Genomic DNA, 25,092 nt, shown 5'->3' on the forward strand with positions numbered 1-25,092 from the left:
CCGGGGGCGGCTTAAGGCTAAAAGCCTCGCATGACCCTTTCTTCGATGTCGACGAGCGGCGCGGCGCGGCTCAAATTTCTCGATGGTGATTTCGAGATCGTGGTGCCCGGCGCCTTCGTCCTTTGCGCCGTTACCCAAAAGCAGATCCCTCTCGATGATTTGAGATACTGGAGTGTCGATCGGCAGGAGGCCTATTTCGATGCCGCCGCTGCGAACCAAGCTTATCTTGAGGCTTTGGCAAAAGGAGAGCCGTTTTGATGCGTGTCGCCCTCGCTTTGTTCTTAACGCCCGTCGCCTGTGCCGCATCGTCGGCGCCCCCGGTGCCCAATCTGTCGCCGGAGAGGCGGGCAACGACCGACGAGGTGTCCGTCCCCACCGCCCTTGCGGCGCTGGCGGCGCCGACACAAACCGCCGATAGTTCCCCCCGCCCGACCTCTCTTCAACGCGATCAGAGTGAGACGGTCCTTGAGGGCAATCTCGTCCAGGGGGGGGTGATTTTCGGCCGTACACCGCAGGGCAGCCAGATCATTCTCGATGATCGCCCCATACCCGTTGATGAGAACGGCAATTTCGTCTTCGGGTTCGGCCGCGATCATGGCGACACGGCCGAATTGGTCCTGGTTCGGCCGGATGGGACTAAGGAGCCGCCGCGCACCCTTGAGATCGCTCCTCAACAATGGCTCGAAAGTTCGATTCAGGTCGCGGAGAATAAGGCCAATCCCTTCACTCAAGAAGATCTCAGCAAGATTGCGGCGGATCGCAGCCTTAAGGATGAGGCGCGCGCCCGCCTGGGGGAGACGGTCCATTGGACGTCTGGGTTCGTCTGGCCGGCCGAGGGGTGCATCTCAAGCCCGTTCGGCTATCGCCGGATCGTGAACGGGACGCCTCGGCGGTATCATTCGGGAACGGATGTGGCGGCCCCGGATGGGATGAGCCCCCTTGATTATGTGGGAGCGGAAATCATCGCGCCGGCGGATGGAACCGTCACTCTCGCTTCTGACGATATGTTTTTCGAAGGGGGCCTGGTTTTCATCGACCACGGACAAAAGCTGGAATCGGCGCTGATGCATATGTCGGAAGTCTTGGTTGAGACGGGTGATTTCGTGCGCCAGGGGGATATCATCGGTCGCGTGGGAAGCACGGGGCGGGTCACCGGACCCCATTTGCACTGGTCGCTCAAATGGCAGGAGCGGCTTCTCGATCCGGAACTCCTGGTCGAGGATCGTCCTCGCTGTACGCCGGGGTTGTGACGATGGCGCGCTTCGATCTTGTCCTCCGTGGAGGAACAATCGTCAATCATGATGGGCGTGCTGTCGGCGATGTGGGGATATCGGGGGGCAAAATCGCCCATATCGGCGAGGTCTCATCCGTCGAGGCGGCTGAGACCATAGATTGCCGCGGCCTCCATATCCTTCCGGGGGTGATCGATACGCAGGTTCATTTTCGGGAACCCGGTGCCACGCATAAGGAAGATTTGGCGGCGGGGTCGAAGGGGGCGGTTCTTGGTGGGGTGACGGCGGTCTTTGAGATGCCCAACACCAAGCCCCTGACGGTTACCAAAGCGGCGATCCAGGACAAATTGGACCGTGCCAAAGGCCGAATGTGGTGCGATCACGCCTTTTATGTCGGCGCGACGGCGGACAATGCCGAAGACTTGCCGACCCTCGAACGCCTGCCCGGTGTCTGCGGCGTCAAGATTTTCATGGGTGCCTCCACCGGCGATCTACTCGTGCCCGATGATGACGGCGTGAGGCGGGTCCTTCAGCACGGCATGCGACGGGTCGCGATCCATTCAGAAGACGAAGAGTTACTCCGGGCCAATAAGGATAAGGCGCGGGAAGGGGACTGGACATCCCATCCCGATGCGCGCAGCGCCGCCGCCGCCCTGCGGTGTACCGAGCGGTTGCTGAGAATCGCGCGGGAGACGGGCCGCCGCATCCACGTCTTGCATATTTCCACGGCCGAGGAGGTCCCGCTTCTCGCCGCTAACAAAGATATTGCGACGGCGGAGGTAACGCCGCAGCATTTAACGCTGGAGGCGCCTGGCGCCTACGAGACCTTACGGGGACGGGCGCAGATGAATCCGCCGATCCGTGATGCCCATCACCGTCGTGGGTTGTGGGCAGGCCTCGCCCAGGGTGTGTTCGATGTGGTGGGGTCGGACCATGCGCCCCATACCCTTGAAGAAAAAGCCAAGCCCTATCCGGCTTCCCCCTCGGGCATGCCGGGGGTCCAGACCCTATTGCCCATCATGCTCACCCATGTGGCCGAGGGGCGGCTGAGCCTTGAGCGGCTTGTCGATTTGACCTCCGCCGGCGCCAACCGGGTGTTCGGCATTGCGGGAAAGGGGCGGCTCGCCCTCGGCTACGATGCCGATGTGACCGTCATTGACCTCGGCGCAACCCGCACCCTCACCGATGACGAGATGGCCAATCTCTCAGGCTGGACCCCCTTTGCCGGGATGACGGTCAAAGGGGTGCCCGTCGGCACGATCATCCGGGGTCAGAAGGTCATGTGGGATGGCACGGTCTTGGGAACGCCGGTGGGGGAACCGGTACGGTTTCAGGAAACGCTGCCCAGGGCGCTCTCTTGAGCTGTGCCTTACTCCTGCCGCTGCCGCTGGAAAGGCCGGGCGAGACGGTCGACCACTGACAGGCTCTCCCGCGCCTCGCTTTCATAGGCGGCGGCGGCTTCGGCGCTACAGGAAAGATAGACCCGGCTCATATTGCGATAGCCGGTGTTGAATGCCTCCACCATATCGAGGCGGGTGGCCCCCATGGGCACCTCTAGGGGGACGATTTCTCGCATCCGCTTGCGGAATCGGTCGTCTTCGTAGCCTCTGCCGCAAAGCTGATCGAGGCGGTGGAGGGCGCCGAAATGCCCCGCCAGACGAACCAGCAGGTCCTGCCGCTCCATAAAAGCCTCCCGCGCTTCGATCTGCGCTGCCGCGGGGGGGGCGAGCCCACCGATAAGCCCGGCGGCGAGGAGCCAGAGAATCCCCGTCCGTCTCATGACATCTGCCGCCGAAAGGGAAGGGCGCCTTGAATGGCGAGGCGGGTCTTATCCCAGGAGAGCCGCGAAAGCGCCTCGTTCAAGGGGACAAACTCGGCGTCGGCGGCATCGTCGGCCGCCCGCACCGTCCCGCCAATGTAGCGGCAGGCATAATCGACCAGCAGAAAATGCCGGTCGCTCGCCTCTTCGGGAAGGGCCTCAAAGACATTGATGAGACCCAAGACCTGCACATCGACCCCAGTTTCCTCGGCGATTTCCCGTTTGAGGGCCGTCTCCATTGCTTCGCCATAGGCAATTTTGCCGCCGGGAATACTCCAATGGCCGACAAAGGGGGGCCGCGCCCGCTGGATCAGCAGGATATCATCGCCCTTGAAAACGACACCGCCCACCGCGGCAATGGGCCCTTGCTCCCTCGTCACGCGTCTTCACCCCTTCAGATTTCGGCTCCAATAGGCCCATTTCTGGCCCCTGGATATGGCAAGACCGTGACCGCCCCTCGCTTATTGCGCCTTGAGGATTGTTTCGCCGTCCAGGAAATCCCCGTGCAGATCCACGGTACTTCGCTTGCCGATAGCCTCTCCATGGGTATCGATCCAGGCGTCGGCCTCTTCGATCCCGCGTTGCTTGAGGTCGGTGAGGAAGGACCAAGCGGTATCGTATTTCGAGGCGAGGCTCATGTCGCGGAAGGTGGTCTCCGCCCGGATTGAATGCACGTGGATGTTCGACAATCGATCCTTGAAGTCATCTTTGAGCCAGTCATCCCGGAGCAGTTTCTGGACGAAGGCGATGGCCCGTAATTCCTTGAGGAGCGAGGAATTAAAGGAGATCTCATTCATACGGTTCGCGATCTCACCGCTCAGCTTCGGAATGTCTTTTCTGACGATTGGATTGAGATGAACGATCAATAGGTCCTGGACCTCGGTCTGATAGAACAGCGGCCAAAGGCTCGGATTGCCCATATAGCCACCGTCCCAATAGGCTTCGCCGTCGATTTCGACCGCTTGGTAGAGATTGGGCAGAGCCGCCGAGGCCATGATGTGCTCCGCACAGATTTCCTCGGTCCGAAAGACCCTGGCCGTCCCGCTGCGCACATTGGTGGCCGTGATGAACAGTTTTGTGGCCTCGCATTTCTTCAACTCTTCGAAATCGACCACATCGGTAAGAACATCCTTCAACGGATTATAATCGAAGGGATTGACCTGATAGGGTGACAGGCTGTGCTGGAGGGTTTGGAGAAAGAAATAGTTGAGGGTTTGAGAGGCTCGGCGAAAGCCGGGGATGGCCTCAAGCAAATTCGCCGGGGTCCAACCGAAATCGGCCCGCACTTCGCTGACCTTTTTCCAGAACTCCTCAAGCTTTTCCCGAGCCGCCTCATGGCCGCCCAGGTGAAGACCATAGGCGAGGACCGCCGCGTTCATCGCCCCCGCCGAGGTGGCGGTGACGGCGTTAATGGTGACCTCGTCCTTGGCTAAGAGGCGGTCGAGGACCCCCCACGCAAAGGCGCCATGGCTACCCCCGCCCTGGAGGGCGAGGTTTATCGGTTTGGGGTGCGCTTTCGCCATGGGTTATTTCGCGGTCCAGCCACCGTCGATTTGATACGCCGTGCCCGTACATCCCCCCCCGACATCGGAGCAGAGATAGGCGAGGAGTCCGTTTAACTGCTCATAGGTCACGAATTCTTTCGTCGGCTGCGCTTCGAGCATGACCTTCTTCTTGACTTCCTCCTCGGTCATGCCGCGCGCCTTGGCGGTATCGGCGATTTGATCCTCGACGAGGGGAGTTTTCACATAGCCCGGACAAATCGCATTGCAGGTGATGCCGTTCTCCGCGACCTCAAGGGCAACGGTCTTGGTGAGTCCCATAATGCCGTGCTTGGCGGCGACATAGGCCGCCTTGAAAGGACTGGCGACAAGGGCATGGGCGGACGCGGTGTTGACGATCCGGCCGAAATTCTGCGCCTTCATGATTGGGACGGTGTGCTTGATCGTGTGAAAGGCTGAGGACAGATTGATCGCGATGATCTGGTCCCATTTTTCATCCGGGAAATCTTCAATGGGGGAGACCTTTTGCACCCCGGCATTGTTGATCAGAATATCGATCCGTCCGAAGGCGTCCTTTGCCTCGGCGATCAACCCGGCGATTTCCTTGGGCTTGGTCATGTCCGCCCCATTATAGAGGCTCGTGACGCCATAGGTGTCGGCAATGTCCTTTCGGGTCTCTTCGATTTTCGCCTCGTCGCCGAAACCGTTGAGCATGACATTGACCCCCAGCGCGGCCAGCCCTTGGGCGTAGTGCAGGCCAATGCCGGAGGTGGAGCCAGTGATGACCGCATTGCGGCCCTTGAGATCGTCGAACATGATCGCCTCTTCGAAGTAGAATAGGATAATGATCAGATAAGCCGTGTTGGCCGAAAGACAGAGGGGCAGGTGCAGTATTGCCCCTTTCTAAGGTTGATTGAGGCCTATCGATAGGATTCGGGGAACGACCAATACCGGCCGAGGGCCGCATCCAGTTCGTCCCAGAGCGAGGACCGCGGGGCACGCCGACCGGTCTGCATCAGGTCGCTCATGTCGCGCAAGACGACAATGTCGCCGCCGTAATAATCATGCTCATCAAGGGGCAGGAATCCCCGATTGGGCAGATTGGAAACGTCGATCGTATCAAGGGCCGGTTCGGTCATGACGATGGGCCCCTGATCGGGGATATCCCCTGCCCGCGGCGGGCACCGATCGCCGTTTTCAAGGCGACAAAGCTGCCTCGCGATCTCCATCGAGACATCCCGGGAGGAGGCGTAGAGCGTGAGGCCCGTCCCGAGCCCATCGATCTGCTCGACAAGGTCGATAAACCGATCCCGGTCGACATCGGGGGCGGCGAAGACGATTTCACCGAAGGTCGGCGGCGCCTCGCTGCCCATCTCTTCCTCGATTTCCGCCCTGATGGCCGCCAGAACCTCCATCATCATGTAATTGCCCATGGAATGGGCCACGATATGAATTTTGCGCGCATCCGTTTCGGCACGGATCAAGTCCAGGAACTGGCGAAAATGCGGTCGCGCCGCCGCTGCCGCCTGGCGTGACTGGCGGTAGGGTTCCTGAGGGAAGGGGCCGGTCGTGTGCTGGGTGGGCCAGGAATAGATGATCGCCCGGCCATTGAATTTGCCGTCGACCTTTAACTGGGCGGCCCGCATGGCCGCGCTTTTGAAGGCGACGTTGAACCCGTGAATGAACACAAAGGCGGTGTCGTCATCGGCCAAGGCGGACGCAAACCCGTCCTCCGTCAGGGGTTGATAGTCGACAAAGACGAAATGCTTCTCAGGGTCGAGACGAAAGCCGATCCTCCGCCCCATGACTTCGCGGGGTCGGGTGATCGCCCCCGCCGCCCGCTGCTGGGGGACGGTCACGGTCAATTCGCCCAGCCAGAGATGGCCGGCATCCGTGGGTTTGAAGGGGGTTTGGGGCGTCGTGCCAAATCGGTTGAAGCTCTCGGTCGGCTTGTTCCAGGCCACATCACGATTGGTGCCGAAAAGGACATCGACGGCCACGCATGTCCCCGTGCTGAGACAGCCTTCTACAGCGGCCGCCGTCTCCGCGAAGGGCTCATCCGCCATGTCCATCATGTCCATGTCCATCATGTCCATGTCCGGCTCGGCCGGCATCTCGGCTTCGGGCATGGACAAGGCTTCTGTCCCCGTTCCTTCGGTGTCGTCGCCGGCGAAGAGGTCAGGAAAATCCGCCGCCCCAGTCGCCGCCCCAGTCCCCGCCTCCGCGTCATCCTCGGTCAATTCGGAGGGGGATTCCAAGACGTACTCATATTCGCTTGAGCGACGCTCCATTTGATACCCGTAGGGCGCGAGCTCTCCCAAGGCGTCATCTGAGGGGACACTATCCGGGAGGGGGGCTGTCGGCACCGACGGGGGCGGCGGTGGGGGAAGGGGCATCGTGCCTGTGGGCGCCACGATCACCGGCGCCGGGGCGGGGGCCGCCGCCTCTTCAACGGTCGCGCAGGCAGCGAGAACGCCTGAAAAGACGATAAGACCCGACACCGTCAAAGAGGACCGCATTCTGCGTGATCGCCCTCTGCGTGGCAGCATCAAGCGTGATCGTTTCATGGTGAGCTCCCCTCTCGGGAGAGAAAGTACCAGTCTGTCCAGGTTTGTCACGGCGGAAAAGCGGCTCTCAGTCCGCCCTTTCTTCCGGCGGCCGGTCTCTCTAAACGGCGGGAATGTCAAAGAAGCAAAAAGTCTTTCGGCCCAAGGCGCGAAAGCCGAAGGGGTTTCGGGATCGCGCCGGTCGCGAGCTCCTGTCGGAAACCAGGATGTTGGCGCGAATCTGCGAGGTCTATGCCGCCTACGGGTTCACGCCCCTTGAAACGCCGGCATTCGAATATACCGATGCCTTGGGCAAATTCCTGCCGGACACGGATCGCCCCAATCAGGGTGTCTTCAGCATCGAGGACGATGACAAACAATGGATGAGCCTGCGGTATGATCTCACCGCGCCGTTGGCTCGGCATGTCGCAGAATATTACGACCAATCGCCAAAACCGTTTCGCCGCTATCAGGTCGGGACAGTCTGGCGGAACGAAAAGCCCGGGCCCGGACGGTTTCGGGAGTTCACCCAATGCGATGCCGATACGGTGGGGGCGTCGGGACCGCATGCCGATGCCGAGGCGATCATGATGCTCACCGACGCGGTGTTGGCGGCTGGTATCGACGCGAAAGACTTCGTGGTGCGGGTCTCCTCTCGTCAGATCATGTCAGGGCTGTTGCGTCATATCGGCATTGATCCAGACGATGCCGAGCGGGCTGCGGGGGTTCTCCGGGCGATGGACAAATATGATCGTTTGGGGGCGGAGGGCGTGGCGCTCCTGCTCGGACCGGGGCGCAAGGACGCCAGCGGCGACTTTACCGAAGGGGCGCAGCTCGCCGGCGATCAAATCGAGGCGGTTCTGGCCTTCATGGCGTGCGGCCAGGTCGATACCCAAGCGACGCTCAAAGCAATGGCAAGCCTGATCGGGGATGACGAGACCGGGCGGGAAGGCTTGGCGGACCTCACCTCCATTGCCGACACATTGGCGGCATTGGGCTATGCGCCGCATGTTCGTATCGACCCTTCAGTGGTCAGAGGGCTCGATTATTACACCGGGCCTGTGTTCGAAGCCGAACTCACCTTTCCGGTGAAGAATGACAAAGGAGAGGTCGTACAGTTCGGCTCCGTCGGGTCGGGAGGGCGGTATGACGGCCTGGTCGAGCGGTTCAAAGGGGTCCGTGTGCCGGCGGTGGGATGCTCGATCGGCGTCTCACGGCTCCTCGCGGCCTTGACCGACCGGGGCGGGGAAGAGGACGAGGCCCCATTGGTCGTGGTGCTCGCCCTCGAGCCGACACAGATGATCGACTATCACCTGATGGCGCGGGAAATCAGGGCGCAGGGCATGCGGGCTGAGGTTTATCTCGGCGGGTCGGGCATGCGGGCCCAATTGAAATATGCCGATAAACGCGGTGCCGCCGCCGTGGTCATCCAGGGCGACGATGAGCGATCCGCCGGTCAGGTGACGGTGAAGGACCTCATTCTCGGCGCAAAACTCTCCGAAGAGATCGAGAGCAACGCAGAATGGCGGGCGGGACAGCCTGCCCAGGTCACCGTTCCCCGAACGGATCTCGTGACGGCTGTTCGCGGCACCTTGGCCTTTCGATCGTTGGTGTGAACTCCCTCGCAGATTAGGCGTTATGCCTCGATAGGAGGAAGCTTGCCGTGCGAACCGTTCTTGGATTGACCGTTATTCTGGCTCTTGCCATCGCCGTTTACGTGCTTGTGCGCGAGGCGCCGACCGCGACCGATATCGAAGGCGAGGCCTCCTCATCGGTGCGCATCGCTGAGCGCCACGAAGAAGCCATGGCGGCCTTGGAAACGGCTTTGGATCAAGCCCGCAGCCATGCGGCGCGCGCCGACAAATTGGAGGCGCAGCTGAACCAGGCGATCTCTTCGGTTCGGGTGAGTGCCGATAATCTTGCCGATCTTGCGCCGAATAACCAGGCGGCTTTAGCCTCGGCTGACGCGGCGATCGTGACGGTGGAGGAGGCGCAGCAGGCGGCCGATGCCCTCCGCCGCTATGCCGATACGGCGGCTCAGCAACTTCAGGCCATTGAAAAAGTCGCCGACGATGCAAACGACGTCGCCGCCGCCGTCACGGAGGTCGAGCGGAGCGAGGCCCGCGCCCAGGAGGCCCTTGCAGAGGCCGAGAATGCGCAAAGCGAATTATCCTCGATCCGGGAGTCGGTGGGCACGCCCACCACGACGACCAATCGTCCGTCCCCCCCTACAAGCACGGGCTCTGTAACCACGGGGTCTGTAACCACGAGAGGGGAGATGGGGCCTCAAGCCGTCAGTAAAGAGACGACCGCTCCAGTCGAGGGCGTCACCATTATCACGACGGACTGAGAAGGCAGGAGGAGAGGGGGGAGGGCGCTGCCCCTCACCCCGCCGATTTTGCGTGCCGTTTGCGCTCGTGAGGGTCAAGATAGCGCTTCCGCAGGCGAACGGATTGCGGCGTCACCTCCACCAGCTCGTCGTCCATAATATAGGAAATCGCCTGTTCGAGGCTCATTTTCCGGGGGGGCGTCAAGCGGACGGCGTCATCTTTCCCCGCCGCTCGGACATTGGTGAGCTGTTTGCCCTTGAGAGGATTGACTTCAAGGTCCTGCGGCTTGGCGTTCTCGCCGATGATCATCCCCTCATAAACCTTCGTTCCCGGATCGATGAACAAGGTCCCTCGATCTTCGAGGTTCCACAGGGCATAGGCCACCGCGTCACCGGACCCATTGGCGATCAGGGTGCCGGTCCGACGGCTCTCCAGCGCCCCGCGATGGGGACCATGTTCGAGATAGGACCGGTTGATGACCCCGGTTCCCCGTGTGTCCGTCAGGAATTGACCGTGATAGCCGATCAGGGCCCGGGCGGGACCGTGGAGAACCAGACGGGTTTTCCCCCCACCGGCGGGCTTCATTTCTCGAAGCTCACATTTCCGCTGGGTCAGCGTGTCGATGACCGCGCCTGAATATTCCTCATCCACATCGATGACGATCTCTTCGATCGGCTCCAGGACCTGGCCATCCTCCTCCCGCAACAGGACCCGAGGACGGGAAACGGAGAGCTCAAAGCCCTCCCGGCGCATGTTTTCGATCAGGACACCAAGTTGAAGCTCTCCGCGTCCGGCGACTTCGAAGGCATCCTTGTCGGCGGTCTCGGTAACGCGGATGGCGACATCGCCTTCGGCTTGGCGGAACAGGCGTTCACGGATGACCCTCGACTGGACCTTGTCCCCCTCCCGGCCGGCAAGGGGGGAGTCATTCGGCGCAAGGGTCACCGACAGCGTTGGGGGATCGATTGGTCGGGCGGGCAGGGGGGTCGAAATCTCCGGGGCACAGAGCGTATTTGACACCGATGCCTTTGAGAATCCGGCAATCGAAACGATGTCCCCCGGTTCGGCGGTATCGACGGGTTGGCGCTTGAGACCGCGAAAGGCCAGGACCTTGGAGATGCGGGCCTGCTCCACCAGGGTGCCCTCGATGTCGAGGGCCTTCATTTGCTGTCCGACCTCGGGGCGACCGCTGACGATCCGCCCCGTGAGGATGCGCCCCAGGAACGGGTCGGCTTCAAGGGTCGTGGCCAACATCCGGAATGGTTGGGTCGCGGCATCCTCGTCGAGGGCGGGGGCCGGCACCCGGTCGAGGATCGTTTCGAACAAGGCGGAGAGATCCTTTTTCGGTCCGTCGAGGGATAGATCGGCCCATCCCTCCTTACCCGATGCATAGAGGCTCGGAAAATCCAACTGCTCCTCATCGGCGCCGAGGGCAGCGAACAGATCAAAGGCCTCGTCAAGGACCCGGTCGGGATCCGCCGTCGGTCGATCCACCTTGTTGAGAACCACAATCGGCTGGAGCCCGAGCCCGAGCGCCTTGGACAGAACGAATTTGGTTTGCGGCATTGGGCCTTCATCGGCGTCCACCAACAGCACGCATCCATCGACCATGGATAGAATGCGTTCGACCTCGCCGCCGAAATCGGCGTGTCCCGGCGTATCGACAATATTGATACGCGTCTCGCCCCTTTTGGGGGAGGTCCACTCCACACTCGTCGCTTTGGCGAGAATCGTGATGCCGCGCTCCCGCTCGATATCGTTCGAATCCATGGCCCGTTCGGCCATTTCCGCATTGTCGCGGACGGCCCCCGATTGGCGCAGAAGAGCGTCGACGAGGGTGGTTTTCCCGTGGTCGACATGGGCGATGATGGCAATATTGCGAAGAACACTCATGCCGCGGCCCCTAGGGCCTTTGCGGCCCGGCGGATAGAGGGAAGTTGGTGTGCCCCGCGACCGGAGGCGACCGCTCCCCCTTTTCGGCCTCTCCTTGCCGCCAGCGGCCTATGGTCAGCCTTGTCTGGCAAAATGTTCCTGTTATGTTCGCATTGTCTGATGTTCACGACATCTGGTCGATGTGGGAGGCGATTTGGCGATGACGGGATCCTATCGGCCCGCCGACGGGCTGCGATATCTCTATATCGATTTCAATGCGTTCTTTGCGGCGGCGGCCCAGCATGATGAGCCGGCATTGGCGGGGCGTCCCGTCGTCATCACCCCGCACCGGTCGGAATATTCAAGCGCGATCGCCGTCAGTTACGAGGCGCGACCCTTTGGGATCCGCCGGGGGACGAAAATTCGGGAGGCGCGGCATCTCTGCCCGGCGGTGGCGGTGAGGCCTGCCCGACACGATCGGTATATTCGCCTCCACAAGGAATTAATCGGCGCCATTGAGACGGTCTTGCCGCTGGGAAAGGTCTATTCCATCGACGAGGCGACGTTCCGCCTCGATCGGACCCAAGCCTCCCCCGATCGCGCGCGGATTCAGGCGGAGGCGGTCAAATCGGTCATTGCCGACCGTATAGGTCCGTCGTTTCGGAATTCGATTGGCATTGCGCAAACGCCGCTCCTGGCAAAACTCGCCGCGGGACTGCAAAAACCTGACGGTCTTACAGTGCTGATGATGGAGGATCTTCCAGGGCGGTTGTCTTCATTGGCTTTAAGCGACCTTCCGGGGATCGGCCCTAATATGGCGCAGCGTCTTGAGCGCAGTGGCGTGACCAATATCGACGCTCTTTGGGCCCTGGCGCCAAAACAGGCGCGAGCGATTTGGCGATCCGTTCAGGGGGAGCGATTTTGGTATGCGTTTCACGGCTATGAGGTGCCTGAGCCTGCCACCAAGAAGGGCATGGTGGGCCATTCGCGCGTTCTGACCTCGGGCTTGAGGACGGCCAAGGGCGCCCGTCCGGTTGCCCGGGCCTTGCTTCTTAAAGCGGCGGCGCGGCTCAGAGCGATGGATCGGCTGGCGACGCGGTTGACCTTGACCTTGAAGGATGAGCAGGGCCGCAAAATCGCTTTCGAGGAGCGCTTTGATCTCAGTACCGACAGCACGACCTTCTTGCGGGCCCTCGACCGGCTGTGGGAGCGGGCCCTTGAACAGGTTCCTGAGCTGCGGCGGGGCGCGCGCTTGGGGAGTGTCAGCATTTTTCTGCACGGGCTGGTGGGGGAAGGGGATGCCGAAGCGCGCCAGGGGTCGCTGTTCGATGGGCCGATCGAAGCCGACCCCGAGGAGGCCGACCCCAAGAGGGCCCGCCTATGGGCAGCGATCGACCGCCTCAATGCCGATGAGGAAGGGCGCCTTGCGCGATGGGCTTTGCCGGACCGGCAACCGGACCGACCCGGCCAAACGCGTCCCCGGCATGTGATGTTGGCCGATCAACGCGACCTCGATCTTGACTATCTGGGGACGAAAATTGCGTTCTCCCGGGTGCCCGAGGAGCGAGAGTTTCACTATTGATATCAAGGGAATTAGAAGACGCGACCACCCGCCGCGCGGCGATTGCCGAGGAATGCGGCTTTGCGGCTGGACCTGAGCGGCGACGGGTGGCACATGGCTTTGATACATTCGTCCTGCGGTGAGCGGGACCTTTCAACGGAAGAGTTGATGAGTTCGACAGACAATACCGCCGAAGTAAGCGATACCCCCGATGAGGGGCGCCGCGATTTCATTCACCTGCTTGCCAGCGGGACAGCGGCGGCGGCCGTGGTGGGCATCGCCATCCCCGTCGTCCATCAGATGAACCCTGCCGCCGATGTGCGGGCCCTTGCGACGAAGGAAGTGTCCCTTGCCGGGGTCGAGATCGGCCAGGCCATCAAAGTGATGTGGCAGGGCAAGCCTGTCTTCATTCGCCGCCTGACCGACGCTGAGATTGCCCGCGCCGAAGCGCTGAGCGGCCAGCTCAAGGACGATGCAAGCCGGAACGACAATGTGCCGGATATGCCGGCCGATGCCGCCGGTCGCCTGGTCGGCCCCGATGGGCAGGCGCAGGATTTTGTGATGGTTCTTGGGGTCTGCACCCATTTGGGTTGCGTGCCCTTGGGGACCGAGCCGGGGGAGAATAAAGGCGATTATGGCGGCTGGTTCTGCCCGTGCCATGGCAGCCATTACGATCCCTTCGGCCGTATTATCAAAGGCCCCGCGCCGGAGAATTTGGCCGTGCCACCGCTGCAATTTGTGACCGAGACGACCGTCAGACTGGGATAACACCATCATGGCCCACGAAAGTACCTACGACCCCAAAACCGGCATCGAAAAGTGGATCGACAAGCGTCTTCCGGTGGTCCGGATGGGCTACGATTCCTTTGTCGATTTCCCGACACCGAAGAACTTGAATTATTGGTACACGTTTGGCGGTATCCTGGCTGTGTGCCTGATGGTGCAGATCGTCACCGGTGTCGTTCTTGCCATGCACTACACCGCCCATGTCGATTACGCCTTTGAATCCGTTGAGCATATTATGCGCGACGTGAATTACGGGTGGCTCTTGCGGTATGCGCACGCCAACGGCGCGTCGATGTTCTTCATCGCGGTCTATTTGCACATTGCCCGGGGGCTCTATTACGGCTCCTACAAGGAACCGCGCGAGATCCTCTGGGGCCTCGGCGTTGCCATCTTCCTGTTGATGATGGGCACGGCTTTCATGGGATATGTGCTGCCCTGGGGGCAAATGTCCTATTGGGGCGCAACGGTGATTACGTCTCTGGCGTCGGCGGTGCCGATTATCGGGGATCCGATCAAGACGCTGCTTTGGGGGGGATTCTCCGTCGATAATCCGACGCTCAATCGGTTCTATGCCCTCCATTACTTGATGCCGTTTTTGATTGCGGGGCTCGTGATCCTGCATATCTGGGCATTGCATGTTCCGGGGAACAATAACCCATCGGGAATTGATATTAAGGACGTCAAGAAAGACGCCGTGCCTTTCCATCCCTATTATACGGTGAAGGATGGCTTCGCGATCATTGTCTTCCTTATTCTCTTCGCCTCCTTTGTCTATTTTATGCCAAATAGTTTGGGGCACCCTGACAATTATATCGAGGCCAATCCCCTTGTGACTCCGGCGCATATTGTGCCTGAGTGGTACTTCCTCCCCTTCTACGCCATGTTGCGCGCGATCACCTTCGACGTCTTTTTCATTACGTCGAAACTGGGCGGGGTGTTGGTGATGTTGGGGTCAATCTTGATCCTCTTCGTCCTGCCCTGGCTTGATCGGTCGAAGGTTCGGTCGATGCGGTATCGGCCGATCGCCCGGTTGTGGTTCTTCATTTTCGTTTTGGATGTGTGCTTTCTGGGGTGGCTCGGCGCACAAGTGGCGGAGCAGCCCTTTATCCTGTTGAGCCAATTGGGGACGGCTTATTACTTCGCGTATTTCCTCATTATTCTGCCGGTCTTGTCGGTGACGGAAACGCCGAAGGAGATGCCCAAATCGATTGCGGAGGCGGTGATCAAGGACAAAAAGAAAAGTCCTGATATCGTTCCTGGCCCCACCGACATCCCCAACCCAGCGCCGGCGGAGTGATATTATGCGGTTCGGTTTCTTGAAATCTTCCTTTGTGGGTCTGATGGGAGCGCTGTCGCTTGGGGCCAACGCCATGGCGGCCGAAGGGGCGGTGAAGGAATATCTCCATCCCCATTGGCATTCCGATGGGATCTTCGGCTCCTATGACCAAGCGCAGCTCCAGCGCGGCTTTCAGGTCTATCAGCAAGTGTGCTCAAGCTGCCATTCAATGCGCCTCGTGGCGTTCCGGCATTTGGCGGAGAGGGGCGCACCTTATTATCTCGATCGCTGCCCGGAGGGGTTGGGGATCCCTGAGACCACCGATTGCTCTCTTCCGACCCAGAACCCTGTCGTGAAATCGTTGGCGGCGTCGTTCCAGGTGACGGATGGGCCGGACGATGCCGGGGACATGTTCCAACGAGCGGGGCTGGTGGCGGATTATCTGCCCTCGCCCTACGCCAATCGCCAGCAGGCGATGGCCGCCAATGGCGGTGCCTATCCGCCGGATATGAGCCTTCTGGTCAAAGCCCGGCACCATGGCGCCAGTTATATCTACAGCTTGTTGCAGGGATATGCGGAGCCGCCCGCGGCGATCGATGTGCCGGCAGGTCAGTATTACAATGTCTATTATGCGGGCGATACGACGGCATTGGTGCGGGATGAATATATCGATGATGAAGGGCATATCCTCAAGGATCGTCTGAAAGCTGACGTCGATGAATATTACCTCAGTGAAGATGGGGTGATTTATGGCGGCGTGTTCAAGATGGCCGCGCCGCTCTCCGAGGGGGTCGTGACCTATGAGGATGGCTCTCCCGAGACCGTTGAGCAGTATGCGAAGGATATTACGGCGTTTCTTACCTGGGCCTCGGAACCTAAGCTCGAACAGCGCAAGGCGCAGGGGCGCTTCGTGATCCTTTATTTGGTGATTTTCGCCACCATCGTTTATCTGAGTTATCGCCAAATTTGGCGTAACGTACACTGATGACGGCAAGCCACGGGGTCACTCTGGCCATTATCGGCGGCAGTGGCCTCTATCAAATTGATGGTTTTGAAGCGGTTTCAAGCCACAGGATCGAGACCCCTTGGGGGCGGCCCTCCGACGACATCGTTGAAGGGCAGCTCGAAGGGATTAAGGTGCTCTTCCTGCCGCGCCATGGGCGAGGGCACCACATCGCGCCTTCGGACATTAATTACCGCGCGAATATTGCCGCGCTCAAGATGCTCGGGGCGACCGACCTGGTTTCTCTTTCCGCGTGCGGATCTTTCCGGGAAGAGATGGCGCCTGGGCATTTCGTTCTTGTGGATCAATTTATTGATCGGACAAAGTCGCGGCCTTCGTCGTTTTTCGGCTCAGGTCTCGTGGCCCATGTCTCGATGGCCCATCCAGTTTGTGCCGGCCTTACGGGACGTGTTCGAGACGCCGCTGAGGAGGATGGCCTCACCGTTCATGCCCGCGGAACCTATCTGGCGATTGAGGGACCGCAATTCAGCTCCCTCGCGGAAAGCCAGCTCTATAGGTCTTGGGGCTGCGATGTGATCGGGATGACGGCGATGCCGGAGGCGCGACTCGCGCGGGAGGCGGAGCTCCCTTATGCGTTAGTGGGCATGGTCACTGACTATGATTGTTGGCATGCGGAAGAAGAGGCGGTGTCGGTGACGAACGTCCTTGAGGTCCTGTCCGGCAACGCCGAAAAGGCCCGTCATCTCGTTAAAACATTGGCGACGCGTCTTGCCGGGCCTCGCCATCCGTCTCCAGACGGTATCGAGACAGTGCTTGATTACGCCCTGGTGACGGCCGACGACAAGCGTGACCCGGCGATGGTCGAAAAATGCCGTGTGATTGCCCGTCGGGTGCTTGGCTGACGGGGCGGTTCCCCCATGGCTGGTGAGGTCAAACCGCGCAGGGCCCTTGAACGCTTCAGAAACTGTTGTCGCTTGATTGGAACCTTCCCTCTTAGCAGTCGTTGATTGGCTGAATTATGGGAGTTCTACAAATGGGTAAAGTTATTGCCGGCATTGTTGTGTTGGTCATCATTATTTTCGGTGGTCTCTATCTCTTCGACGTGGATCAAGAAGAAGAGGGAAGCCTGCCATCCGTTGAGGTCGACGTCGAAGGGGATGCGGGAAGCCTGCCTGAATACGAAGTGCGTGGGCCTGAGGTTGAAACGCGTGAAGTGACCGTTGAGGTCCCCGTGGTCGATGCCCCCGAAGATGACGCCGATGGCGAAGAGACCGAACTCGTCGATGACGAGGGGATCAATGCGGATGTAGATGCCGAGGTTGATGTCGACGAAAACAATAACCGCTAAACGCAGCTGATATTGCTTATTGGATGTGGCGCATGGCCATCATGTGCCACATCTTTCTCATATGTGCGAATTGTTCCTCGTCCGCCCAAGGCTGAGATCGATCTCACCCCGTAAGGGCGAATTTCGTCATGCGTTTGAGAGCAGTTTCTCGATCCGAAGGTTTGAGGGCGGCGCGGAGGATTAGATCCATGGCCCTCGCCTCCGAAATATCCCGCGCAATGCCGTTTAGCAATTCAAATCCATAGCCGAGTGTGTGGGTTCGCTTGACCCGCAAAGTCAGCCCGCCAATGGTCACAATCGATGTGGGGCTCAATACCGCCGGCATAGAGACGCCAAGTCCGCTGCGCGACACATCCGTCAACTGACCGGTGACCTCGTCCCCATTTTTTAGAAGAACCGTGACCTCTTTCGGTTCGATGCGCACCCGGTTCTCCACCGGTTCGTCACCGATGCGGTTGGCTACCCGTGGCGGCGCTGTCCCCTCATACAGGTCCATGCATTCGATCGCACGCGCCCGCTGTTGATCAGAGATGCTCAGTGTGGCGAAGTATTTTGCCGCTTGTCGAAGAATGCCGACAAATCGTTCGTTTGCGTTGAGATAGAGGACAGCTCGGGTGCCTTCATCTGGTTGACCTTGCACCCCCTGAATCAAGAACCCCTTTGCCGAGATCCGACGAACACGGCATTCCCATTCCTCGTCGGCGCCGATCAGGACCGTCGCGTGAAGATTGGTGTGAACGCTCTTGAAATCAATCATGCTTCTGTCCGGCTTACGCAGACCAAGCTCTCACTTTAATCTATCAAAGTGGATAAAATCTTGCGCGGATCGCGAACGCCTGTTCGGCGGAAAAAGGCGCTTGAACATACGCGTTCTAATCGGTATTGGACCTCTCCCCGGTGAAGAGATGGGCGTATAGCTCAGCGGTAGAGCACTACGTTGACATCGTAGGGGTCCCAAGTTCGAACCTTGGTACGCCCACCATCTCTCTTCAGGGATCGATCAATTTTCCTGCATAATCATAGCATTGGCCCGATTGATCGGGGCGGAGTCCATCCAGAACCTCAAGCAAATGGGCGGCGGAATAGCGGGGCGAGAAAAGCTTCTTCTCGGGCACTCTCGTTTGGAAAGGGGCCGAAAGTTCGGTGTCAACGGTCCCCGGATGCAAGCCCACCACGACCGCTTCGTCGTTACGACGCTGGGTCTCGATGGACATGGTTCTTAAGCCCATATTCAGCGCCGCCTTGGAGATCCGATAGCTATACCATCCGCCAAGGCGATTATCGCTAATGCTGCCAACACGGGCGGAGAGGGCACCGAACAGGGTTCGACCGTGCCGGGGCATCAGCGGTGCAACGGCTTGCCCGATCAGCATCGGCAGCAGCGTATTGGTGCGCATCACCCGCAGAAACCAAGCGTCGTCGATATCCTTAAGGGCTTTTTCCGGGCCGTTCTCCCCCTCATGGAGCACGCCGACGGTCACCACGCACAGACGCAGATTGTCGAAGGCGACCGCTTTGAGTTGGTCGGGTAGCGACCCTTGGGGATCATAGGCGTGGGTCTCGACGCCCTCAACGGGATGGGCGCTGCGCGAGAAGCCATGCACTTTCGAGATCATCGGGTCGGCCGCTAGTTCGGTCGCCATGGCGCGCCCGATGCCCCCCATGCCAAAGATCGCCGCCTCAATGGGCGCATGGTCGTGAAAACTGTCCATTGTCATGGCAGAAAGGTGGGTCATCCGGACCGAAGGGCGAGGGCGCTGCCGGTTATCGCGCCGATCGGTCGCGCTTTGCCGCATCGGCGCGGCATCGCGCGGAGCAATAAAGCACGTTTGACCAATCGCGCTCCCATTTCTTCCGCCAAGAGAAGGGCCGAGCACATTGCGCACAGATCTTGGTGGGCAAATCCCCCTTGGCGACGGTTTTCCCCTTTTGCTTCATCCCCATCCCTTAGAAAGCGCGGCCGATCCCGCCAAGCGGCTTGCTGTGTATCTTTGGCGTTGTTATGCGCCGCAGGCTTTTCCACTGAATTGAAGGAGTTCATCATGGCGCTCGAAAGAACGTTTTCGATTATTAAACCCGACGCGACCCGGCGGAATTTGACCGGCCAAATCATTGCCAAGCTCGAAGATGGCGGTCTGCGCGTGGTGGCGCAAAAGCGCATTCGCCTGTCCGAAGATCAGGCGAAGAGCTTCTATGCGGTCCACAAAGAGCGCCCCTTCTACAGCGACCTTGTCTCGTTCATGACGTCGGGCCCGGTGGTCGTTCAGGTTCTCGAAGGGGAAAACGCGATCAGCCGAAATCGTGAGATTATGGGCGCCACCAATCCTTCAGAGGCGGCACCGGGAACGATCCGGGCGGAATTCGCTGAGAATATCGAAGCCAATTCCGTCCACGGATCGGATGGCCCTGATACGGCGGCCGAGGAGATCAAATTCTTCTTCACGGATGATGAGATCGTCGGCTGATGTCGGCTCTCCATCGGGGTGCTGAGGCGCCGGATGGAACGGATGAAGAACACAAAAAGGCGCCATAAAGGGCGCCTTTTTCACGACAAGACCACATTCGGCCTAAGGGCGGCCACACAATGGGCGCAGGCGCCGCTCAGGGGAGGGGGGAAGCCAAAAGGAGCGTCCCCATGCACCCTCTTATCTCCGCCGGGCTTGCCGGTGTCTGCTTGTTGATCGGGGCGGCAACGACAGCGGCTCCATTGCGCAGCGGGTCCTTCGATGATCAAGCGAGGGAGGTGCCGATTTCATTGCCGGCGATCGCCGAGGAGGCACAAGGGCTGTTCCAGCGCATCGACCAGGATGGGTCGGGCATTCTCGATCGGGACGAGTTTGCCAGCCACTATCTGGTGATGTCGGAACTCATCCGACTTCGCGGAGAAGTCGATCTCCCCCTTATCGTCCCAATCACCGTCGCCCTCCCGCAAGGACCGCTTCCGCCCCTCTCAATCGCCGAGCGTGGGGCGATCGATCTCTCGGCACGGGAGGTGTTTTCGATTTTCGCCGAAGACAATGCGATGCGTCCCCAAGAGTTCGCCGCCTATCGCATCTCCGTCTATCGCTCGGCCGACAGCAATTTAGACGGCACTTTGAGCGAGGGGGAGTTGAGGCAATTAGGGGTGCGATTGGCGGGAGAGGCCGCCCTTGGCAGCTAAGGGGCCAATCGGATCATCCCTCCCGTCCGAGATGGTAGAGGGAGATCGCGGCGGCGGTCGCCACATTGAGGCTTTCAATCTGTGGATCGATAGGGATCGCCACAAGCTGATCGCAAACGGCGCGGACGCCTGGGCGCAGCCCCTTACCCTCTGCGCCGAGGACAAGGGCACAAGTCCGCGTTGGGGCGGTGTCCCGCAGAGACAGTGCGCCTTCGCCGGCAAGTCCGAATATGGGGATATGCTTTTCCCTGATCGCCTCCAGGGCACGACTGATATTCACGACCGGGATGAACGGCACACACTCCACCGCGCCCGTCGCGGCTTTTGCCAGGGGGCCGCCAAGGGGGGGTGTTCGGCGGTCCTGCGCGATCACCGCCTTGGCGCTAAAGGCGGCGGCCAAACGAAACAGCGCGCCGATATTTTGCGGGTCGGTGATCTGGTCAAGGACGAGAAGGGGACCGGTCTCACCGTTCTCCAGGATCTCCGCCAATGAGGGGGAGGGCAAGGGATTGGCCAGCATGGCCAGCCCCTGATGGACCGCCCCCGGCGGCAGGGCCTTGTCGATATCCTTCGGCGTCACGGGGTCGATGGTAATCGTCCGGCCCCGCTCTTTCAGCCACCCCAAGGCATTCCGTGTGGCGAGCAATTTCACCTGATGACGCTGGGGGTTGCCGAGGGCGGCCTCCACGGTATGGCGACCGTAAAGCCAAAGCGGCTCGATGGGGGGGGCACGGCGTTGGCTCACATCATCCTCCGTAAAGCTGGGTCGGCAGCCAGGTGGCAAGACCCGGGACCATCGCCAAAATCAGGAGTAACACCGCCTGGATGGCAATAAAGGGCAGGACCCCTCGGTAAATGTCGGCGGTCTTAAGGCTCGGCGGTGCCACGCCGCGAAGATAGAACAGGGCAAAGCCGAAGGGGGGCGTCAGGAAACTGGTCTGCAAATTGACCGCCAGCATCACCCCAAGCCAGATGGGATCAAGGCCCATGGTTAACAGAACCGGCGCCACCAGGGGAATGGCGACCAGGGTAATCTCGATAAAATCAAGGAAAAAGCCGAGAACGAACAAGACGATCATGACGGCGATCATGGCGCCAACGACACCGCCGGGGATCGCCCCGAGGGCATTGGCAATGGTTTCGTCACCGCCAAGCCCCTTGAAGACCAGACTGAACAGGGCCGCGCCGATCAGGATCATGAACACCATGCCGTTGGTGGTGGCTGTCGCGCGCAAAATCGGCCGCATCAGACCTGCGCGGCTGATGCCCCACAGCGCGGCGAGGAGGCCGGCGGCAAGGGCGAGGCAAGCGATCAGCGCAAGACCGATCCCCGTCATCTCAAAGGGAGAGATCGCCGCACGGCCCAGCCGAAGGTCGAGCGCTCCATCGAGCAAGAGTAAGCCAACGATTGCAATAACGCCGCCTGTGCTCAGCCGCCGACTGACAATGGTCCCCATATCTGGCCGTCCCCCGGCGATGAGCAATGCCCCGATGGCGCCGAGGGAGGCGGCCTCGGTGGCCGTGGCCTTGCCGGAGAGGATCGAGCCCAGGACGGCGCCGATCAACAAAAGCGGGGGGAGGAGGGCGTTGCCGATCCGGCTCAGGCTCGCCCGGCTGGCCTGCCGATCCGCCAGCGGCACGGCGGGCATGGCCTCCGCCCGAAACAGCGCGACAGCGCCGAGATAGAGCCCATAGAGAGAGACGAGGAGGAGGCTTGGCAGCAGCGCCCCGGCAAAGAGATCGCCGACCGAGACCGCCCGCGGGGCAAAGAGCCCCTGGGCCAGTTGGCTCTCTTGGTACGCATTCGAGATCACTTCGCCGAGTAGAATGAGAACAATCGACGGCGGGATGATCTGACCCAGCGTGCCTGAGGCCGCGATCGTTCCGGCGGCGAGGGAGGGGGAATAGCCTCTGCGCAACATGGTCGGCAGGCTGAGAAGACCCATTGTCACGACCGTGGCGCCGACGATGCCGGTACTGGCGGCCAGCACCGCGCCTACGGCGAGGACCGACAGACCAAGTCCGCCCCTCGCCCCGCCGAACAGGGCCGCCATGGTCTCAAGAAGGTCTTCGGCAATCTTGGCCCGCTCAAGGATGACCCCCATCAGGACGAACATCGGCACGGCGAGAAGGACGTTGTTATTGACGATCCCGAAAATGCGGATCGGGAATGGCGCGGCGATGAAACTGGCATCGAAGGCACCGATCATCAGGCCAAAGGCGCCAAAGGCAAGGGCCGTCCCCGCCAGGGTGAGGGCGGCGGGAAAGCCCAGCAGCAGGGCCGCGCACAACGTCACGACCATCGCGATGTCGAGCCAGGTCGCGCAGGCGCAGAGGCAGAGCACGATTTGATCGATCATATCGTCTCCCGCGCGGCGGTTGACCGCCCCTTCCCGGTCAGGAGGTCATGACTTCTGACCCCAACCGCCAGGGCGAGCAGGACGCCAAAGGTCGGCACGAGGGTCTTGAGCAGGAAGACGGCGGGAAGACCGCTTGGCTCTGGTGACCCCTCAAGCACTTGCCACGCTTTCAGCGCGTAGGGGGTGCCGCTGCTCACGATCAAGAGCGCCACCGGCAGAACGAAGAGGTGGAGTCCAACAAGGTCGATGATCCGTTTACGGCGCTCAGACCAATCGGTGTAGAAAATATCCACTCGCACATGACTATTGGCGACGATCATGGCCGCCGGTGCCAAGAGCACCATCAGCCCAAAGAAATAGACGGCACTTTCCTGCAGCCAGATGAAATTGATCCCGAATATGTTGCGGGTCACAACGGCGCCGAGTTGCGCCATGGCGATGAAGAGCGCCGCAGCGGCCGCAAGACCGAATCCGATCTTCAAGAGCCACCGGGAAAGGGTCATGGCCGTAGCGAGCCCAGGCAGGCGCAGTGAGACAAGAAGGGTCAGTGGGGCCAGGGCGACAAGGCCGAGGATCGCCGCAAGGGCAAATGTCATTCCATCGCCCCCAGAAGAAAGGGGAGGAGGATCGCCACGGTATTGTTGCCGGCGTGAAGAGCGCTTGTCACGCCGATTGCCGCGCCAAGACCTTTGGATCGCCAAGTAAGGAAGCACACGGAGAAGATAAAGAACGCCCAGGCGACGGTAAGTCCCCATCCGGCGATCGCGAGGGAATGAAGTCCCACCCAAAAGAGAACTTGGCCGAGGATCAGTCCGCGCTGTCCGGCGCCGAGACGGCCGAGGCCCCAAAAGACCATAGCCATGATCAGGGTTTCGACAATCGGGGCAATCACGATATAGGTCAGAAGGCTGAGGGAATAGACCCCCCAGCCCTGGTCGGGATCGAGCGCCCCGCTGATCGCTGACTGATCGGGAAGGCTCCCCCCCAAGAGCGGGATCAATAGGAAAAAAAGCCGCGCGATGATGAGCCCGGGGATCACAACCAAGGGCAAGACCTTCGCCAGATATAGGATCGCCCCCTGATCGGTGCGCGTGAGTGTTCGCCAGACCCAGTCCATCAGTCGCCCAATAATTCACGCCGAACGGCCAGATAGGCCGCGTCGGAAATCGCATTCCACCGCAAAGACTGGGTCAGGCTCTCGCGGAAACTGTCATAGATCCGGCGCTCCAACGGCCCCGCCGCAGCGATTTCCTCAAGCACATCGCGGGTGGCGGCGGCTAGCGCGGCGAGAACATCGTCCGGCATACGTCGGAGTTGGACGCCATGCTCTTTGACCAGGATGTCGAGAGCCTTGGCGTTGAGGGCCTGGAATTTACCGATGGAGAGGTTGTTCGCCGCCCGGGCAGCGTTCTGGATCAGGAGCTTTTCAGCGGCGGTCATATCCTCCCACACCTCAAGATTGAGCCCGATCGAGAGCTGCGCGCCGGGTTCGTGGAAACCGGGCCAGTAGTAATATTTCGCCTCCCGATAAAAGCCCGAGGCGAGGTCGTTCCAGGGGCCGACCCATTCGGCGGCATCGATCGCCCCGGATTGCAGGGATTGATAAAGTTCGCCGCCAGGGATCGTGACCGCCGTCGCCCCCGCTCGTCGCATCACTTCGCCGCCGATCCCCGGCATCCGGATCTTCAAGCCGATCAGATCGTCCAGCGTATTGACCTCGCGACGGAACCAGCCCCCCATTTGGTGGCCGGTATTGCCCGCGGGAAAGGGCTTGATCCCGAACCCTGCGGCAAGTTCGTCCCATAAATCTTGGCCGTCGGCCCCTTCGATCCAGGCCAGTTGCTCGGTGGCCGTCATCCCGAACGGAACGGCTGTGAAGAAAGGATAGGCGCGAGACTTCGCCGTCCAGTAATAATCAGCCCCGTGATAAAGATCGGCGCTTCCGCTCGATACCGCGTCGAAACTATCAAAAGCGCCGACCAATTCGCCGGCGGCATAGACATCGACGGTGATCGCGCCGCCCGACATCATCGAAATAAAAGAGGCGGTATCCTTTGCCGCTTGGCCAAGGCCGGGGAAATCCTTCGGCCAGGTGGTCACCATCTTCAACGCGCGAGAGCGGATACGCTCCTCGCCGCCGGGGATCGTCCCCGGGGCGGCGCATCGATCGGCGCAATCACAGCCGGCCAGGGCCGCAGTGCTGCCGAGGGCTCCAGTCGTCAAAAAGCGTCGACGGCTCCACATGCCGGTTTCCTCATTGGTTTCCCGGTCTCTCCGCCGGATTGGGATCTGCCTTTTGGCGACATTGGCGGTGGCGGTCTAGGTCGTGAGGGGCA

General features: G+C 60.7%; 27 protein-coding genes and 1 tRNA gene. 14 read left to right on the plus strand and 14 right to left on the minus strand.

Going from position 1 to position 25,092, the window contains the following annotated elements:
• Nucleotides 1-30: 30 nt before the first annotated feature.
• The 3 genes from PB2503_RS10005 to PB2503_RS10015 are packed head-to-tail and all read left to right on the plus strand — an operon-like array spanning nucleotide 31 to nucleotide 2,593.
• On the plus strand, nucleotides 31-258 hold the full coding sequence (locus PB2503_RS10005) for a DUF2093 domain-containing protein (RefSeq protein ID WP_013301138.1): 228 nt from the start codon (nucleotides 31-33) through the stop codon (nucleotides 256-258).
• The gene (locus PB2503_RS15055; RefSeq protein WP_013301139.1) at nucleotides 258-1,250 is read left to right on the plus strand and encodes a M23 family metallopeptidase; all 993 of its coding nucleotides are present in this window, start codon (nucleotides 258-260) and stop codon (nucleotides 1,248-1,250) included. The genes PB2503_RS10005 and PB2503_RS15055 overlap by 1 nt, the downstream gene beginning before the upstream one ends.
• A 2-nt stretch (nucleotides 1,251-1,252) precedes the next feature.
• The gene (locus PB2503_RS10015) at nucleotides 1,253-2,593 is read left to right on the plus strand and encodes a dihydroorotase (protein ID WP_013301140.1); all 1,341 of its coding nucleotides are present in this window, start codon (nucleotides 1,253-1,255) and stop codon (nucleotides 2,591-2,593) included.
• Between the two features lie 8 nt (nucleotides 2,594-2,601).
• Here PB2503_RS10015 and PB2503_RS14065 read toward each other — a convergent pair whose 3' ends face one another.
• The 5 genes from PB2503_RS14065 to PB2503_RS10040 form a co-directional block, all read right to left on the minus strand.
• Nucleotides 2,602-3,012, minus strand: coding sequence for a TIGR02301 family protein (locus PB2503_RS14065; protein ID WP_013301141.1), 411 nt, complete (start codon nucleotides 3,010-3,012; stop codon nucleotides 2,602-2,604).
• Nucleotides 3,009-3,431: an NUDIX hydrolase gene (locus PB2503_RS10025; RefSeq protein WP_013301142.1), complete on the minus strand. Its 423-nt coding sequence runs from the start codon at nucleotides 3,429-3,431 to the stop codon at nucleotides 3,009-3,011. Before PB2503_RS10025 ends, PB2503_RS14065 begins: the two co-directional genes overlap by 4 nt.
• Nucleotides 3,432-3,512: 81 nt before the next feature.
• Complete coding sequence (locus tag PB2503_RS10030; protein WP_013301143.1) at nucleotides 3,513-4,574, minus strand: patatin-like phospholipase family protein; 1,062 nt, start codon at nucleotides 4,572-4,574, stop codon at nucleotides 3,513-3,515.
• Nucleotides 4,575-4,577: 3 nt separating this feature from the next.
• Nucleotides 4,578-5,369 carry a 3-hydroxybutyrate dehydrogenase gene (locus PB2503_RS10035; RefSeq protein WP_013301144.1) on the minus strand — a complete coding sequence of 264 codons (792 nt, stop codon included), beginning with the start codon at nucleotides 5,367-5,369 and terminating at the stop codon, nucleotides 4,578-4,580.
• 104 nt (nucleotides 5,370-5,473) lie between these two features.
• Nucleotides 5,474-7,072, minus strand: coding sequence for an alpha/beta hydrolase (locus PB2503_RS10040; RefSeq protein WP_013301145.1), 1,599 nt, complete (start codon nucleotides 7,070-7,072; stop codon nucleotides 5,474-5,476).
• A 161-nt stretch (nucleotides 7,073-7,233) separates the two neighbouring features.
• Between PB2503_RS10040 and hisS the strand changes: the two genes are divergently transcribed.
• Entirely contained in the window at nucleotides 7,234-8,715 is a 1,482-nt protein-coding gene (gene hisS, locus PB2503_RS10045; RefSeq protein WP_013301146.1) for a histidine--tRNA ligase, read from the plus strand.
• 47 nt (nucleotides 8,716-8,762) lie between these two features.
• Nucleotides 8,763-9,449 (plus strand): hypothetical protein, encoded by a 687-nt coding sequence (locus tag PB2503_RS10050; protein ID WP_013301147.1) that lies wholly within the window; start codon nucleotides 8,763-8,765, stop codon nucleotides 9,447-9,449.
• A 34-nt stretch (nucleotides 9,450-9,483) separates the two neighbouring features.
• Here the strand turns inward: PB2503_RS10050 and typA are convergent, their stop codons facing one another.
• The gene (gene typA, locus PB2503_RS10055) at nucleotides 9,484-11,322 is read right to left on the minus strand and encodes a translational GTPase TypA (RefSeq protein ID WP_013301148.1); all 1,839 of its coding nucleotides are present in this window, start codon (nucleotides 11,320-11,322) and stop codon (nucleotides 9,484-9,486) included.
• A gap of 199 nt (nucleotides 11,323-11,521) precedes the next feature.
• Between typA and PB2503_RS10060 the strand changes: the two genes are divergently transcribed.
• The 6 genes from PB2503_RS10060 to PB2503_RS10085 all read left to right on the plus strand — a co-directional run bounded on the left by PB2503_RS10060 (nucleotide 11,522) and on the right by PB2503_RS10085 (nucleotide 17,236).
• Nucleotides 11,522-12,883 carry a Y-family DNA polymerase gene (locus tag PB2503_RS10060; protein WP_013301149.1) on the plus strand — a complete coding sequence of 454 codons (1,362 nt, stop codon included), beginning with the start codon at nucleotides 11,522-11,524 and terminating at the stop codon, nucleotides 12,881-12,883.
• 147 nt (nucleotides 12,884-13,030) lie between these two features.
• A complete protein-coding gene (petA, locus tag PB2503_RS10065; protein ID WP_041534980.1) occupies nucleotides 13,031-13,630 on the plus strand; it encodes a ubiquinol-cytochrome c reductase iron-sulfur subunit in 600 nt (199 codons plus the stop codon).
• Nucleotides 13,631-13,637: 7 nt separating this feature from the next.
• A complete protein-coding gene (locus PB2503_RS10070) occupies nucleotides 13,638-14,945 on the plus strand; it encodes a cytochrome b (protein WP_013301151.1) in 1,308 nt (435 codons plus the stop codon).
• Nucleotides 14,946-14,949: 4 nt separating this feature from the next.
• Nucleotides 14,950-15,909: a cytochrome c1 gene (locus PB2503_RS10075; protein ID WP_013301152.1), complete on the plus strand. Its 960-nt coding sequence runs from the start codon at nucleotides 14,950-14,952 to the stop codon at nucleotides 15,907-15,909.
• Nucleotides 15,909-16,790: an S-methyl-5'-thioadenosine phosphorylase gene (locus tag PB2503_RS10080; RefSeq protein WP_013301153.1), complete on the plus strand. Its 882-nt coding sequence runs from the start codon at nucleotides 15,909-15,911 to the stop codon at nucleotides 16,788-16,790. Before PB2503_RS10075 ends, PB2503_RS10080 begins: the two co-directional genes overlap by 1 nt.
• A 131-nt stretch (nucleotides 16,791-16,921) precedes the next feature.
• Nucleotides 16,922-17,236, plus strand: a complete 315-nt coding sequence (locus PB2503_RS10085; RefSeq protein ID WP_013301154.1) for a hypothetical protein — start codon at nucleotides 16,922-16,924, stop codon at nucleotides 17,234-17,236.
• A gap of 103 nt (nucleotides 17,237-17,339) precedes the next feature.
• On the opposite strand, the gene PB2503_RS10090 is transcribed toward PB2503_RS10085, so the two are convergent.
• Nucleotides 17,340-17,993 carry a hypothetical protein gene (locus PB2503_RS10090; protein ID WP_013301155.1) on the minus strand — a complete coding sequence of 218 codons (654 nt, stop codon included), beginning with the start codon at nucleotides 17,991-17,993 and terminating at the stop codon, nucleotides 17,340-17,342.
• Nucleotides 17,994-18,143: 150 nt separating this feature from the next.
• Between PB2503_RS10090 and PB2503_RS10095 the strand changes: the two genes are divergently transcribed.
• Nucleotides 18,144-18,218: transfer RNA gene (locus PB2503_RS10095), tRNA-Val, on the plus strand.
• Nucleotides 18,219-18,225: 7 nt separating this feature from the next.
• Here the strand turns inward: PB2503_RS10095 and PB2503_RS10100 are convergent.
• Nucleotides 18,226-18,954 carry an SDR family NAD(P)-dependent oxidoreductase gene (locus PB2503_RS10100; RefSeq protein ID WP_148235347.1) on the minus strand — a complete coding sequence of 243 codons (729 nt, stop codon included), beginning with the start codon at nucleotides 18,952-18,954 and terminating at the stop codon, nucleotides 18,226-18,228.
• 46 nt (nucleotides 18,955-19,000) lie between these two features.
• Nucleotides 19,001-19,174: a DUF2256 domain-containing protein gene (locus PB2503_RS14375; protein ID WP_083811053.1), complete on the minus strand. Its 174-nt coding sequence runs from the start codon at nucleotides 19,172-19,174 to the stop codon at nucleotides 19,001-19,003.
• Between the two features lie 104 nt (nucleotides 19,175-19,278).
• On the opposite strand from PB2503_RS14375, the gene ndk reads away from it, so the two are divergent.
• Both ndk and PB2503_RS10115 read left to right on the plus strand, forming a co-directional pair.
• Nucleotides 19,279-19,701: a nucleoside-diphosphate kinase gene (gene ndk / locus PB2503_RS10110; RefSeq protein ID WP_013301158.1), complete on the plus strand. Its 423-nt coding sequence runs from the start codon at nucleotides 19,279-19,281 to the stop codon at nucleotides 19,699-19,701.
• 170 nt (nucleotides 19,702-19,871) lie between these two features.
• Entirely contained in the window at nucleotides 19,872-20,396 is a 525-nt protein-coding gene (locus tag PB2503_RS10115) for an EF-hand domain-containing protein (protein WP_013301159.1), read from the plus strand.
• A gap of 13 nt (nucleotides 20,397-20,409) precedes the next feature.
• Here the strand turns inward: PB2503_RS10115 and PB2503_RS10120 are convergent, their stop codons facing one another.
• Genes PB2503_RS10120 through PB2503_RS10140 form a run of 5 tightly spaced genes read right to left on the minus strand, consistent with a single transcriptional unit; the run spans nucleotide 20,410 to nucleotide 25,000 of the window.
• Nucleotides 20,410-21,141, minus strand: a complete 732-nt coding sequence (locus PB2503_RS10120; protein ID WP_013301160.1) for a TrmH family RNA methyltransferase — start codon at nucleotides 21,139-21,141, stop codon at nucleotides 20,410-20,412.
• A 1-nt stretch (nucleotide 21,142) separates the two neighbouring features.
• Entirely contained in the window at nucleotides 21,143-22,756 is a 1,614-nt protein-coding gene (locus PB2503_RS10125; RefSeq protein WP_013301161.1) for a TRAP transporter large permease, read from the minus strand.
• On the minus strand, nucleotides 22,753-23,352 hold the full coding sequence (locus tag PB2503_RS14720) for a TRAP transporter small permease subunit (protein WP_013301162.1): 600 nt from the start codon (nucleotides 23,350-23,352) through the stop codon (nucleotides 22,753-22,755). Before PB2503_RS14720 ends, PB2503_RS10125 begins: the two co-directional genes overlap by 4 nt.
• Entirely contained in the window at nucleotides 23,349-23,873 is a 525-nt protein-coding gene (locus tag PB2503_RS14725; RefSeq protein ID WP_013301163.1) for a hypothetical protein, read from the minus strand. The genes PB2503_RS14720 and PB2503_RS14725 overlap by 4 nt, the downstream gene beginning before the upstream one ends.
• Nucleotides 23,873-25,000, minus strand: coding sequence for a TRAP transporter substrate-binding protein (locus PB2503_RS10140; RefSeq protein WP_013301164.1), 1,128 nt, complete (start codon nucleotides 24,998-25,000; stop codon nucleotides 23,873-23,875). Before PB2503_RS10140 ends, PB2503_RS14725 begins: the two co-directional genes overlap by 1 nt.
• Nucleotides 25,001-25,092: the final 92 nt, after the last annotated feature.

This window comes from Parvularcula bermudensis HTCC2503, assembly GCF_000152825.2.
GTDB lineage: Bacteria > Pseudomonadota > Alphaproteobacteria > Caulobacterales > Parvularculaceae > Parvularcula > Parvularcula bermudensis.

Bases quoted from the DNA above. Each gene is read 5' to 3' on its own strand.
- PB2503_RS10005 (WP_013301138.1), top strand. From the start codon at position 31: ATGACCCTTTCTTCGATGTCGACGAGCGGCGCGGCGCGGCTCAAATTT.
- PB2503_RS15055 (WP_013301139.1), top strand. From the start codon at position 258: ATGCGTGTCGCCCTCGCTTTGTTCTTAACGCCCGTCGCCTGTGCCGCA.
- PB2503_RS10015 (WP_013301140.1), top strand. From the start codon at position 1,253: ATGGCGCGCTTCGATCTTGTCCTCCGTGGAGGAACAATCGTCAATCAT.
- PB2503_RS14065 (WP_013301141.1), bottom strand. From the start codon at position 3,012: ATGAGACGGACGGGGATTCTCTGGCTCCTCGCCGCCGGGCTTATCGGT.
- PB2503_RS10030 (WP_013301143.1), bottom strand. From the start codon at position 4,574: ATGGCGAAAGCGCACCCCAAACCGATAAACCTCGCCCTCCAGGGCGGG.
- PB2503_RS10035 (WP_013301144.1), bottom strand. From the start codon at position 5,369: ATGTTCGACGATCTCAAGGGCCGCAATGCGGTCATCACTGGCTCCACC.
- PB2503_RS10040 (WP_013301145.1), bottom strand. From the start codon at position 7,072: ATGCGGTCCTCTTTGACGGTGTCGGGTCTTATCGTCTTTTCAGGCGTT.
- hisS (WP_013301146.1), top strand. From the start codon at position 7,234: ATGTCAAAGAAGCAAAAAGTCTTTCGGCCCAAGGCGCGAAAGCCGAAG.
- typA (WP_013301148.1), bottom strand. From the start codon at position 11,322: ATGAGTGTTCTTCGCAATATTGCCATCATCGCCCATGTCGACCACGGG.
- PB2503_RS10060 (WP_013301149.1), top strand. From the start codon at position 11,522: ATGACGGGATCCTATCGGCCCGCCGACGGGCTGCGATATCTCTATATC.
- petA (WP_041534980.1), top strand. From the start codon at position 13,031: ATGAGTTCGACAGACAATACCGCCGAAGTAAGCGATACCCCCGATGAG.
- PB2503_RS10070 (WP_013301151.1), top strand. From the start codon at position 13,638: ATGGCCCACGAAAGTACCTACGACCCCAAAACCGGCATCGAAAAGTGG.
- PB2503_RS10075 (WP_013301152.1), top strand. From the start codon at position 14,950: ATGCGGTTCGGTTTCTTGAAATCTTCCTTTGTGGGTCTGATGGGAGCG.
- PB2503_RS10080 (WP_013301153.1), top strand. From the start codon at position 15,909: ATGACGGCAAGCCACGGGGTCACTCTGGCCATTATCGGCGGCAGTGGC.
- PB2503_RS10085 (WP_013301154.1), top strand. From the start codon at position 16,922: ATGGGTAAAGTTATTGCCGGCATTGTTGTGTTGGTCATCATTATTTTC.
- PB2503_RS10090 (WP_013301155.1), bottom strand. From the start codon at position 17,993: ATGATTGATTTCAAGAGCGTTCACACCAATCTTCACGCGACGGTCCTG.
- PB2503_RS10100 (WP_148235347.1), bottom strand. From the start codon at position 18,954: ATGACAATGGACAGTTTTCACGACCATGCGCCCATTGAGGCGGCGATC.
- PB2503_RS14375 (WP_083811053.1), bottom strand. From the start codon at position 19,174: ATGAAGCAAAAGGGGAAAACCGTCGCCAAGGGGGATTTGCCCACCAAG.
- ndk (WP_013301158.1), top strand. From the start codon at position 19,279: ATGGCGCTCGAAAGAACGTTTTCGATTATTAAACCCGACGCGACCCGG.
- PB2503_RS10115 (WP_013301159.1), top strand. From the start codon at position 19,872: ATGCACCCTCTTATCTCCGCCGGGCTTGCCGGTGTCTGCTTGTTGATC.
- PB2503_RS10125 (WP_013301161.1), bottom strand. From the start codon at position 22,756: ATGATCGATCAAATCGTGCTCTGCCTCTGCGCCTGCGCGACCTGGCTC.
- PB2503_RS14720 (WP_013301162.1), bottom strand. From the start codon at position 23,352: ATGACATTTGCCCTTGCGGCGATCCTCGGCCTTGTCGCCCTGGCCCCA.
- PB2503_RS14725 (WP_013301163.1), bottom strand. From the start codon at position 23,873: ATGGACTGGGTCTGGCGAACACTCACGCGCACCGATCAGGGGGCGATC.
- PB2503_RS10140 (WP_013301164.1), bottom strand. From the start codon at position 25,000: ATGTGGAGCCGTCGACGCTTTTTGACGACTGGAGCCCTCGGCAGCACT.